The organism is Pseudarthrobacter sp. NKDBFgelt (assembly GCF_046097905.1).
Classification (GTDB): Bacteria; Actinomycetota; Actinomycetes; order Actinomycetales; family Micrococcaceae; genus Arthrobacter; species Arthrobacter polychromogenes.
In genome coordinates this window covers 13831-26243 of record NZ_JBJURL010000026.1, presented here as the reverse complement: position 1 = coordinate 26243, position 12413 = coordinate 13831, and the positions used below count along the sequence as shown (strand labels likewise).

Below are 12413 nucleotides of genomic sequence, written 5' to 3'. Positions count from 1 at the left end.
GTGCCCGCGGATGGGCCCTGATCTGCTTCCGAAAAGACTGTTTGGCCGATTCAGGCCAGCGGGGGAGATAACAGCCTCTTTCCCAGGTGCGGCGATGGGGATCCAAGTATCTGCGCTGCGAATAGTAACTAGACAAATTGGGTGGGTTCCCGACTTTTCTTCCATGGGTCATTGTTGATTGCAACAAGTTTGACAACCGGTTGTCACGGAAATCCCGTCAGGTTTTCTGTGCCATCGCCGGTTCAAACACCACCAACCAATCAGCGATAAATCAGGAGCCAACGATGAAGTTAGGTCCCAAGGCGGCAGCGACCGCAATCACCCTCAGCGCCGCACTGGCGTTGACCGCTTGCGGCGGCAACGCCAGTGGAGGAAGTACTCAGGGCTCAAACCCGGAGAACCCAACGGTCACCTCCCTGACCCTCGGAGCGCTGCAGGATGTCCGCTCTTGGGACCCCGCGCAGGCACACGTAGGCAACGGTCTGCAGCCCTACCAGATCGCCTACGACTCGCTCCTTCTCCGCGAACCGGATGGGAAGCTCAGCCCCATGCTGGCAACGGACTGGAAGTATAACGAGACCAACACCGTTCTTACCCTGGATCTGCGGACCGACGTCACCTTTAGCGACGGCGCGAAGTTTGATGCAGAAGCGGCGAAGGCCAACATGGACCATTTCAAGAAGGCGAACGGTCCCCAGATGTCCCAACTTGCATCCGTCTCGGAAGTCAAGGTGGTGGACGCGGACACGGTGGAGCTCAACCTCAGCGCGCCGGATCCTGCCCTTGAGTACTACCTGAGCCAGGCGGCCGGCTTCATGGGCAGCCCCGCGGCACTCGGAACCGAGGCCATCAAGACTGAGCCCGTGGGCAGCGGTCCCTACGTCATGGACAAGGCGTCAACCGTCAAGGACTCGGTGGCCGTTTTCACTGCCCGCGAGGGCTATTGGAACAAGGACCTGCAGAAGTACTCCAAGTTCTCGTACAAGGTTTTGAACGACATCACCGCACGCACCAACGCGCTGGTCTCCGGCCAGGTGGATGCTGCAATTCTTGACCCGAAAACCGGCAAGCAGGCGGAGGGCGCCGGGATGCGGCTCGCCAGCAACGAGGTGGACTGGCAGGGGCTGCTGCTGTTCGACCGTGACGGCACTGCGAACCCCGCCCTGAAAGACGTGCGGGTCCGGCAGGCCATCAACCACGCGTTCGACAGGAAGACCATCCTGGAACAGGTGTTGCTGGGTGAGGGGACGCCCACGTCCCAGCCTTTCGGCAAGGAAAGCGGGGCGTGGGTTGAGGAACTTGAGGACAAGTACCCGTACGATCCCGCGAAGGCCAAGGCCCTGTTGAAGGAAGCCGGCTACGAATCAGGAGTTGTCCTGGAAGTTCCGCTGGTTCCGGCCTTCGAAACGCAGATCAATATCCTCAAGCAGCAGCTGGCTGACGTCGGCATCACCTTGAACGCCGGTGCCTGGTCGGGGCCCACCTTCTCCAGTGACGTCGCCGCCCGCAAGTACCCCAGCATGTACTTCTCCCTGTTCCAGGGCGAACCGTGGGTGGCCATCAACCAGCTTGCTTCCACCACGGCCTTCTACAACCCGTTCAAGAACACCACTCCTGAGCTGCAGGCAAAGATTGATGCGGTGCAGAACGGCGGGGAGGACGCGGACAAGCTGGCGGAGGAAGTCAACCGGTACCTCGTTGAGGAGGCGTGGTTTGCCCCGCTGTTCCGGATCAACCAGATGTACTACTTCAACGACAAAGTCAATGTGACGCCGCAGCTCCAGCAGGCCGTCCCGTCGATCTACAACTACTCCCCCGCGAAGTAGATTCCACAGCAGCCGCCCAACGGCGGCCCCCCAGGGGCCGCCGTTGGGCAACGCCAGCGCTCGCCAGTTCAATGGAGAACCAGCCATGATCAAATTCATCCTTAAACGCCTCGGCAGCGGACTTGTGGTCCTGTTCGCCGTCTCGGCGTTGACCTTCTTCCTCCTGTATGCCTCCAGCGGAAGCATCGCCCGGAACATCGTCGGAGACCAGGCCACGCCTGAGCAGGTGGCGCTGAAGGAAACCGAGCTCGGGCTGGACCAGCCCGTCCTTGGAAGATACCTGGATTGGGTCCTTGGCGCGCTGCGGGGGGATTTTGGTTCCTCGTGGTTCACGTCTGAACCTGTTGCCAATGCACTGGCCACGCGGATTCCCGTGACCATGGTCATGGTGTTCACCGCCATGATCCTTATTGCCATCATTGCCACCCTCATCGGCGTCGCCGCGGCGGTGAAGCGGGGCTGGGTGGACCGTGTGGTCCAGGTCGGTGCGATCATCGGGGACTCGATTCCGGGGTTTGTTATCGGCGTCATCCTGGTGACCGTCCTGGCGATCCAGTTGGGAATGTTTCCGGCCACCAGCACGATCTCACCCGGTGCGGGGGCAGAGGCGTGGGTGCTTTCGCTGACCCTGCCGGTGATTGCGCTCCTGATCAATGGTGTGACCGGCGGCGCCCAGCAGATCCGCAGTGCTGTGATCAAGCAGCTGGAGCGCGACTACGTCCGTACCCTCCGCAGCCGCGGCATCAAGGAAGGGGAGATCCTTTTCAAGCATGTCCTGCGCAGCGCTGCACCGGCGGGGCTGACCGTGCTGAGCCTGCAGCTGATCGGGATGCTGGGCGGTGTGGTGATCCTGGAGTCCATTTTTGCCCTGCCGGGGATAGGTCCGCTCGCGGTGGCGGCCACCGTGCAGAGTGACCAGCCCGTGGTGATGGGCGTTGTTATGTACACCGTCGCCGTGGTGATCGTGGTCAACCTCATCGTTGACCTGCTCAACGGCTGGCTCAACCCGAAGGTGCGTGCCTCGTGACCGAGTCCGTTGAAACCTCAGCCCTGACCCCCGCCCCCGGCACTGCCGGCGGCACGGGAACGGGCCAGTCCGGGACGGTGGTCCGGTCCACGGTCCTCAAGCGCCTGTTCCGGAACCCGCTGGGCATTATTGCGATGGTCATCCTGCTGGGCATGGCCCTGCTGGCGGTGTTCGCTGATGTCCTGGCCCCCTTTGATGAGAACTTCGCCAACATCTCCAAGACCCTTGCCGCCCCGGACGAGGTGAACATCCTGGGCACGGACAGTTCCGGCCGCGATGTCTGGAGCCGGTTGTTGTTCGGGGCACGGTTGACGCTGCTGTCGGCGTTGTTGTGCGCGGCGGTAGCGATCGGCATCGGACTGCCGGCCGGGCTGGTCGCGGGCTATTACGCGGGCAGGTTCGAGGCCGTATCGAACTGGGTGGTCAGTATCCTCATGAGCCTGCCGGGCCTGATCGTGCTGCTGACCATCCGCGCAGCGTTCGGGCCCTCGGTGTGGATCGCGATGATCGCGTTCGGGATCCTGATCAGCCCGTCCTATTTCCGGCTGACCAGGTCAGCGGTGCAGTCGGTCCGCAACGAACTCTACGTCGACGCAGCGAGGGTCTCCGGGCTCTCGGATGCGAGCATCATCGCCCGGCACATCTTCTCCGTGGTCCGGGCCCCGATCATCATCCAGACGGCAGCGATCGCCGGTGTGGCCATCGCCATCCAATCCGGGCTGGAGTTCCTCGGCCTGGGGGACCCGGCCAAGGCAACCTGGGGCGTGATGCTGTCCGAGGGCTTCAAGAACGTCTACCTCACCCCCACCCTGCTCTTCTGGCCCGCGTTCGCCATGGCGCTGACCATCGGCGCGCTGGTCCTGCTGGGCAACGCCATCCGCGACGCCCTCGAAGACGGGGACAAGATCAAGCACAGGAAAAAGGCAGCACCGGCAGCAACCACGACGGCGGCCCCCGGCAGGGTGGGCACGTCCCGGCGGTCCGTGGCTGCGGTGGAGGCCGGGACCGAGCACCACCTGGTGAAGGTCACCAACCTCGGCGTCGGATATCCGCAAGCGGACGGTTCCGTCAAGAAGGTGGTCGATGACGTCTCCTTCCACGTGGACCGCGGGGAGATCCTGGGCATCGTGGGCGAGTCCGGCTCCGGCAAGTCCCAGACGGCGTTCTCCATCCTGGGCCTGCTCCCGGACACCGCCCGGATCGTGGCAGGCTCCATCCAGTTCGACGGGAACTACACCGTGGCCCCGGGGGATGAGAAGGTCAACCAGGAAAGGCTCTCCAAGCTCCGGGGCAAGCGGATCTCCTATATCCCGCAGGAGCCCATGTCCAACCTGGACCCGGCGTTCACCATCGGCTACCAGCTGGTTACCCCCATGGTGCGGGTCCTGGGGATCTCCAAGGCCGAAGCGAAGCGCCGCGCGCTGAAGCTGCTGGCCGACGTCGGGATCACCAACCCGGACCGGACCTTCAGCGCCTACCCGCACGAGGTCTCCGGCGGCATGGCCCAGCGCGTCCTCATCGCTGGGGCGATCAGCTGCGAACCGGACCTGATCATCGCTGACGAACCCACCACCGCCCTGGATGTGACTGTCCAGGCCGAGGTCCTGGACCTCATCCGTGACCTGCAGGCCCGCCTGGGCGTTGGGGTGATCCTGGTGACCCACAACTTCGGCGTGGTGGCCGACCTTTGCGACCGCGTGGTGGTGATGCAGAACGGCAGGCTCGTGGAGGAAGGACCGGTCCGGGAGATCCTGTCCACCCCGAAAGAGCAATACACCCGGACCCTGCTCGGGTCGATGCTCGAGGGCAAGGAGCCCATGACCATGCTCGTCACCGCCACCCCGGACGGAGCCTCCTCATGACCGCCCACACGGCCACCACCGGAACGAGCGCACCGGATGAACGAACCAGCGGCGCAGGGCTGCTCCGGGTGGAGGACCTCGTGGTGGAGTACCCGGGCAAGGGCTGGCGCTCCCGGCCGTTCCGTGCCCTGACGGAGATCAACATCAGCATCGGCCAGGGCGAAACCCTGGGCCTGGTGGGGGAATCCGGCTCCGGCAAAACCACCCTGGGCCGCGCCGTCCTGGGCCTGGCACCGGTCACCGGCGGGCGGATCATCTTCGAGGGCAAGGACATCAGCCACGCCACCCGCAAAGAACGCCGAACACTCAGCCGGGACCTCCAGGTGGTCTTCCAGGACCCCTACACCTCCCTGAACCCGGCCCTGGAAATCGGCGACATCCTCGCTGAACCCCTCGGCGTGCAGGGCATGGAACCAGCCGCCGCGAAGAAACGGGTCAAGGAACTCCTGGACCAGGTGGGCCTGCCCGCCGACGCGATCCACCGCCTGCCCCGGGAATTCAGCGGCGGGCAGCGCCAACGCGTCGCGATCGCCCGCGCCCTGGCCCTCGCACCGAAACTGATCGTCTGTGACGAGCCCGTCTCCGCCCTGGACCTCTCCACCCAGGCCCGCGTCCTGGACCTGTTCCTGCAGATCCAAAAAGACACCGGCGTCTCCTACCTCTTCGTCTCCCACGACCTGGACGTCGTCCGCCACATCAGCCACCGCGTGGCCGTCATGTACCGGGGCGAAATCGTCGAACAAGGACCCGCCCGGGCCGTCACCACCAACCCCGAACACCCCTACACCCAGCGCCTGCTCCTCGCATCCCCGGTACCGGACCCGGACCGCCAGGAACAACGCCGCGCCGACCGCCACCGGCTCCTCGAAACCCAACGGGAACAAAACGAACAGGCTCTCCCAGCATGAGCATGCAACCGGGAACCGACAACGCGACAGGCAAGGCTAGATCGAAGCCGACAATTTACGACATCGCCAGAGCCACCGGCGTCAATCCGTCGACGGTTTCCCGCGCACTTAACAAACCAGGACGCGTCAGCGCCAAGACCCAAAAAGTCATCCAGGACGCAGCAGAGGAACTGCAATTCCAGATGAACCCCTACGCGCGGGCGCTGGGCACAGGCCGCACCGAAACGCTCGGACTGATTCTTACAGACATCACCAACCCCACGTTCTTCGACATAATTCGCGCCGCCCAATCGACGGCGATCACCCGGAACTACACCATGATGATTGCCGAGTCGGCCGAATCTCCAGCCACCGAGCTGAAGGCCGCGCTGAGGATGCAGGCCACCGTGGACGGACTGATACTGGCAAGCCCCCGCATGGACGATGACAACATCCGGATGCTCGCCCGCACCAAACCGCTCGTCGTCATCAACCGCGAAGTTGAAGGTGTTTCCTGTGTCGTCCCGGATGTCAACGGCGGAATCGGCGCCGCTGTCAGGGCTTTGGCCGAACAAGGACATCGCAAAATCGCCTATTTGGCTGGCCCGCAGCAATCATGGATGTCGGTCCGTCGCTGGGAAGGCGTTCAAGAGGCCTGCGACTGGTCCCGGCTGGAGGCAGTCCGGCTGGAAACGGCCAAACCCACAGTGGACGGCGGACGCCGGGTTGCGCGGGAAGTCCTGTCCACCGGAGCGACTGCAGTTATGGCGTACAACGACCTCCTCGCCATCGGACTGATGCAGGAACTCCAGGCGGCGGGAGTGGTGGTACCTGACCAGGTCAGCATTGTCGGCTTTGACGACATCTTCGGGGCAGACTTCACCACCCCGCCCCTGACAACCGTTCGCTCACCGTTGGCGAGCTGCGGCACCACCGCGGCGGCACTCCTGCTGGACATGTTCGACAGGGAACCGGAGGAGAAGTCCTCTCTGGTGCATGTTGAGACCGAACTGATCCGTCGCGGCTCCAGCGGACGGCTGATGCCTGCCGCGCGGCGCCCCCACCACTCTTCCGCTCTGACGGGCGCGAGTGCCCTTCGGGGCGCTCCAACACTATGAAAAGGACAAGAACTTGCTAAAACCCCAAGCGAACAGCACCCGTGAACTGGTCAACCTGGACGGCCTGTACCGGTTCAAGGTGGACACCGAGCGCACCGGACATAGCCAGGAATGGTTCAAGAAACCCCTTGAAACCGGCCTGGAAATGGGCGTGCCCGGCAGTTACAACGACGTGTTCCCGGACAAGGCAATCCGGGACCACGTGGGTTACGTCTGGTATCAGCGCGAAGTGCGTGTGCCCCGCGGTTGGGCGGGGGAGCGCATCCACCTGCGGCTCGACTCAGCCACGCATGAGGGTATGGTCTGGGTAGATGACGCACTCGTTGCCGAGCACGTTGGCGGCTACGCGCCCTTCAGCGCGGACATCACCGACCATGTAACTCCCGGCAGGGCTTTCCGGCTCACCGTCGCTGTGAATAACGAACTGACCCAGGCGACCATCCCGCCCGGCAAAATCACTGTGGGGGAGGACGGCCGCAGGAAGCAGGCCTACTTCCACGACTTCTACAATTACGCCGGCCTGCACCGCAGCCTCTGGCTTTACAGCACACCCGCCGTGACAGTCGACGACATCACGGTTGTTACCGGCTTTGAAGGCCACACCGGCAGCGTCGACTTCAGCGTCGCCGTACGTGGCGGGTCCGGCACCGAAGCTGTCACCATCACGCTCCGGGATGCTTCAGGCGCCGAAGTAGCCCGGCGGGACGGAACTGACGGCACCCTGACGATCAGCGACGTCGTTCTCTGGCAACCGGGTGCCGGCTACCTGTACAGCCTTACTGCCGACGTGCGTGACGGGGACCAGCTGCTGGATACCTATACCCTGCCTGTCGGCGTACGCACCGTGGAAGTCAGCGGGGCCGAATTCCTGATCAACGGCGAGCCGTTCTACTTCACCGGCTTTGGAATGCATGAGGACCACGTCACCATCGGCAAGGGCCACAGCAACGCCCAGATGGTCAATGACCTCGAACTGCTGAAATGGACAGGGGCGAACTCTTTCCGAACGTCCCACTACCCGTACGCCGAGGAGTTCCTGGAGTTCGCGGACCGACACGGCATTGTGGTCATCGACGAAACAGCCGCGGTTGGGTTGAACCACGGCTTCGCTGCCGCCTTCGGGGGCCTGCCCCAGAAGACTTATGAGGAGGGCGCGGTGGACGCAAAGACTGCTGCGAACCACCGCCAGGCCATCACAGAACTCGTAGACCGGGACAAGAACCACCCCTCCGTGGTTCTCTGGTCCATCGCCAACGAGCCCAACGCCTCGGAGGAAGGCGCCCGCGAGTACTACGAACCCCTTGCCCAGCTCACGCGCGAGCTGGACCCGAGCCGCCCTGTTGGCTACGTCAACCTGATATTCGATCCCGTTGGCAAGGAAAAGCTGGGAGACCTTTTCGATGTCATCATGCTTAACCGCTACCAGGGCTGGTACACCAACACCGGTGACCTGGAGAACGCGGAAGTCCTGCTGGAAGCTGAACTCCGTACCTGGGAAGACGCCTACGGGAAGCCCATGATCATGACCGAGTACGGCGCCGACACCATGACCGGCCTGCACTCCATTTACGAGCAGCCCTGGAGCGAGGAATACCAGACGGCCTTCCTTGCCATGTACCAGCGCGTCTTCGACCGCATTGATGCGATGGTGGGTGAACACGTATGGAATTTCGCTGACTTCCAGACTTCCGACGGGGTACGGCGCGTGGACGGAAACAAAAAGGGAGTTTTCACCCGTGACCGCCGGCCCAAACCGGCCGCCTACGCCCTGCGCCAGCGCTGGACGGCGCTGGCAGGCAAGAAGGACAGCCAGTGACAGCGACAAACACCAAACCCGCTTACCGTGACGCAACGCGTCCGGTCAGTGAACGGGTCGAAGACCTGCTGACCCGCATGACGCTGGAAGAGAAGGCCGGACAAATGTTCCACGTCATCTCCATCGGAGTCGCGGGCGTAGACGGCGAAACGCAGGGACAGGTCACTGAGGGTTTCATCAGCCATTTCAACGTCCATCAGTTGCCGGACGCCCGCACTGCAGCACGCTGGCACAACCAAATGCAGGAACTGGCCTCGCACACCCGGCTCGGCATTCCAATTACGGTCTCCACCGACCCCCGGCATGCCTTCGCGGAAAATGAGGGCGCCTCATTTGCCGCCGGTTTTTTCTCGGCCTGGCCCGAGCCCATCGGCCTAGCCGCGCTCCGGGATCCGGAAACCGTGCGGAGGTTCGCTGACACCGCCCGGCAGGAGTACCTTGCCGTGGGCCTGCGTGCAGCGCTGCATCCCACCGTGGACCTGGCCACGGAACCTCGTTGGGCCCGGCAGTACAGCGGCTTTGGCCAGGATCCCGGGCTGACGGGGAAGCTGGCCGCCGCGTACCTGGAAGGGTTTCAGGGTCATGCACTGGGCCGCCAGAGCGTCGCGTGCATGACCAAGCATTTCCCTGGCGGCGGGCCCCAAAAAGACGGGGAAGACCCCCACTTCCCCTATGGGCGGGAGCAGGTCTACCCCGGCGGCAGATTCGAGGACCACCTGCTCCCTTTCCGGGACGCCATCAACGCCGGGACCAGTGCGATTATGCCGTACTACGGCATGCCCGTCGGCCTCAGCCGTGATGGCGAAGCGATAGAGGAAGTAGGTTTCGGGTTCAACCGCCAGATCATCACCAAGCTGCTCCGCGACGAACTGGGCTACGACGGCGTGGTGTGCACCGACTGGGGGCTTCTGCACGATTCCCATGTCTTTGGCATGACGTTGCCGGCCCGGGCCTGGGGCGTGGAGCACCTCTCTGTCGAAGAGCGAATGATCAAGGCAATCGACGCCGGCTGCGACCAGTTCGGTGGTGAGTCGTGCCCCGAGATTCTCGTTGACTTGGTTAGGGCCGGGCGCATATCAACGCAGCGCATCGACATGTCCGTGCGACGTCTGCTGCGGGTCAAGTTCGAGCTGGGCCTCTTCGATGACCGCTATGTGGATGAGGATGCTGCTGAAGTCCTGGTGGGTAACGCCGCGTTCCGTGAGGAAGGACTGAAGGCCCAAAGCCGGTCGGTGGTCGTCATCAAAACCACCGAAGGAATCCTTCCCCTCCGAACGTCCATGCGGGTGTATCTTGAAGGCCTGTCAGCTGATGCCATCCAATCCTGCGGCGCGTCCGTTGTCGCGTCTCCGGCAGAGGCTGACCTTGCCATCGTCCGCCTGGACGCTCCCTACGAGCCGCGGAACGAGCGGTTCCTCGAGGCGATGTTCCATGCGGGAAGCCTCGAGTTCGACGACGCCGTGGCCTCCCATTTGAAAGAGCTTGCCGGGCAGGCGCCCCTGGTCTTGGTGGCCAACCTGGACCGCCCCGCGATCCTCACTCCGCTGGAACCACACTGCTCCGCCATACTGGCCACGTTCGGAGTATCAGACGAAGCCCTCACGCGGGTGCTGACCGGAAAGGCCGTGCCCGAAGGCCGCCTTCCCTTTGAGCTTCCCCGATCAACCCAGGCAGTTCTGGAAGCGCAGAGTGATGTTCCGGGGGGTTCAGCAGACCCTCTCTACCCGTACGGCCACGGCCTCGCAGGATGGGCCGGCTTGAAAAGCTGAGGCCTTGCCCATGAACGACTACATCCCAGACGCTGACGCTGCGAGCCTGCCACTGGAGGGACGAAAGGTGGGGCCGGATAACCTGTGGGTATGAAGAACCTGGACCTCAACCTGTTGCCCCAGCTGCAGGTCCTGCTGGAATTGCGGAACATCTCCCGGGCAGCGGAGCGGCTCCAGCTCAGCCAGCCGGCCACCAGCGCGGCAATGGCCAGGCTCCGCCGCCACTTCGATGACGACCTCCTGGTAAGGAATGGCCGCACGTACGACCTCACGCCGTTTGCGCAGTCGCTGGTCCCGCTGGTTGATGAGGCCATGATTCATATCCAGCGGGCCTCGCGCGTGCGGTCCGGTTTTGATCCGGATACCAGCGAGCGGGAGTTCATCATCGCCGCGTCGGACTACGCCGCAGCACTGATTGTGGGCCCACTGCGGGGAATCCTCCGCCAGGAGGCGCCGGGTGTGTCGGTAGATATCGTACCCACAGCAGCCAAGTCCGGCATCCTGGGCCAGATGGCCGACTATTCCAGAATCGATCTGCTCGTCGGACCCATGGGCTACCAACTGCAGGGTGCCAGCAAGCAGTTGTTCCGCGACAGCTTCGTGGCCATAGCTGACGCCGGAAACCCCCTGCTGCAGCAGCCTAGGCTCACCCTGGCGGACCTGACTACGGTGCCCCACGCCGTCGGCTACTTTGGTGAGGGGATCAGCACACCTGCCGACAAACTGTTCGAGACCCGCGCCATACAGCGGCGAGTGGCGGCGGTGGTGGCCGGCTTCCTGTCGCTGCCGCTGCTGGTCGAAGGTACGGATCTCGTGGCCCTGGTGCCGCGGATGCTGGCAGCGAGGGCACAGCGCGGCGCGGACATCGTGGTGCTGGAGGTCTCGGACGATGTAGACGCGTCCCTGGTGGAAGCCATGTACTGGCACCCTTCCCAGACGGAGGACCCGGCCAGTGTGTGGCTGCGCTCCGTGGTCCAGCGTGCCTGCTCAAAGCTGCACGAGCTCTTCCCGATTTCAACCCACCCTGTGACCGTCCGCGCCCTGGACACTACCCCGTAGGCCTGCGCTCGCGGTGCTGAGGAGTGGTTCGTGATGACTGCCAGCTAGGATCCGGCCGGAGCCGGGTAGACCGTCCGGTTGCGCGGACGGACGCGTGCAGCCACCCGGGTCACGGCCTCGCGCCGGTCACCGACGGTGTTTTCGATGCTGCCGATGCCTTCCACTGTCATGCGGACAACATCGCCTGTCTTCAGCGGCGGGGGAGTCTTTGCGCCGTTACGTCCCCAGAGTTCGCCGAGGCAGCCGCTGCCGCAGGTACCGGAGCCAAGGACGTCGCCGGGCCGGACCACGGAGTCCTGGGAGGCGTATGCCACCAGTTCGGCGAAAGGCCACCCCATATTGGACAGCAGGTCCTGACCGATGGCTTCCCCGTTGACCTCCACCGCCATGGAGATCGGCAGGAACCCTTCGGCGTCGTGCCGGTCCTCAAACTCGTCCGCGGTGACAATCCAGGGCCCCAGGGTGTTGGCAAAGTCCTTGCCCTTGCACGGCCCCAGGCTGACTTTCATCTCACGGCGCTGCAGGTCACGCGCGGACCAGTCGTTGAGCACTGTGTAGCCGAAGATGTGCCGGCGCGCCTCTTCTGCCGTGAGGTTCCGGCCGTCGCTCCCCGGGACACGGCCGACGACGGCGGCCACTTCCGTTTCAAAGTCCAGGTCATCGCAGCCCGCCGGAATACCGATCACCTCACCGGTGCCGGTTACCGTATGCGGGTTCGTGAAGTAGAACGTGGGCGCCTCGTACCATTCAGGCATAACGCCTGCCACGCCGTCGATGCTCATCCGCATCCCTTCGACGTGTTCCTCAAAAGTCACAAAGTCGCGGATGGTGGCGGGCACCAGCGGAGCGAGCAGCTCCACGTCCGCAAGCGGAACGGCAGGGCTGGACCCGATGATGTCCCGGGCAAGGCCCAGCGTTTCTTCCAGCCCGGCGTCCAGGAGGGTCTGGACACCCTGGCCTGCCGGCAGGGGGTAGCAGTTACCGCCATCGACGAAGCCGGACTGCGTGCCGCCGTCGAAATTCCAGCGTGCAATCTTCACCATGGGAGT

Annotated in this window: 9 protein-coding genes; 8 read left to right on the top strand and 1 reads right to left on the bottom strand. The window is 63.8% G+C overall.

The genetic code is table 11. The features are described 5' to 3' along the window. The first annotated feature begins 284 nt into the window (after window positions 1-284). The 8 genes from ACKAE7_RS09150 (at window position 285) to ACKAE7_RS09115 (ending at window position 11364) form a co-directional block, all read left to right on the top strand. Complete coding sequence (locus tag ACKAE7_RS09150) at window positions 285-1826, top strand: ABC transporter substrate-binding protein (protein ID WP_190614070.1); 1542 nt, start codon at window positions 285-287, stop codon at window positions 1824-1826. Between the two features lie 85 nt (window positions 1827-1911). Then, window positions 1912-2853, top strand: coding sequence for an ABC transporter permease (locus tag ACKAE7_RS09145; protein ID WP_190614072.1), 942 nt, complete (start codon window positions 1912-1914; stop codon window positions 2851-2853). After that, the gene (locus tag ACKAE7_RS09140; protein WP_190614075.1) at window positions 2850-4715 is read left to right on the top strand and encodes an ATP-binding cassette domain-containing protein; all 1866 of its coding nucleotides are present in this window, start codon (window positions 2850-2852) and stop codon (window positions 4713-4715) included. The genes ACKAE7_RS09145 and ACKAE7_RS09140 overlap by 4 nt, the downstream gene beginning before the upstream one ends. Continuing rightward, window positions 4712-5623, top strand: a complete 912-nt coding sequence (locus ACKAE7_RS09135; RefSeq protein ID WP_321201510.1) for an ATP-binding cassette domain-containing protein — start codon at window positions 4712-4714, stop codon at window positions 5621-5623. The genes ACKAE7_RS09140 and ACKAE7_RS09135 overlap by 4 nt, the downstream gene beginning before the upstream one ends. Next, window positions 5620-6720: a LacI family DNA-binding transcriptional regulator gene (locus ACKAE7_RS09130; protein WP_190614078.1), complete on the top strand. Its 1101-nt coding sequence runs from the start codon at window positions 5620-5622 to the stop codon at window positions 6718-6720. Before ACKAE7_RS09135 ends, ACKAE7_RS09130 begins: the two co-directional genes overlap by 4 nt. Before the next feature lie 13 nt (window positions 6721-6733). Continuing rightward, window positions 6734-8536: a beta-glucuronidase gene (uidA, locus tag ACKAE7_RS09125; protein ID WP_190614080.1), complete on the top strand. Its 1803-nt coding sequence runs from the start codon at window positions 6734-6736 to the stop codon at window positions 8534-8536. Further along, window positions 8533-10305 (top strand): glycoside hydrolase family 3 protein, encoded by a 1773-nt coding sequence (locus ACKAE7_RS09120; RefSeq protein ID WP_408978990.1) that lies wholly within the window; start codon window positions 8533-8535, stop codon window positions 10303-10305. Before uidA ends, ACKAE7_RS09120 begins: the two co-directional genes overlap by 4 nt. A 90-nt stretch (window positions 10306-10395) precedes the next feature. Then, the gene (locus ACKAE7_RS09115; RefSeq protein WP_190614082.1) at window positions 10396-11364 is read left to right on the top strand and encodes a LysR family transcriptional regulator; all 969 of its coding nucleotides are present in this window, start codon (window positions 10396-10398) and stop codon (window positions 11362-11364) included. A gap of 44 nt (window positions 11365-11408) precedes the next feature. On the opposite strand, the gene ACKAE7_RS09110 is transcribed toward ACKAE7_RS09115, so the two are convergent. Beyond that, on the bottom strand, window positions 11409-12407 hold the full coding sequence (locus ACKAE7_RS09110) for a fumarylacetoacetate hydrolase family protein (protein WP_190614084.1): 999 nt from the start codon (window positions 12405-12407) through the stop codon (window positions 11409-11411). Window positions 12408-12413 lie beyond the last annotated feature (6 nt).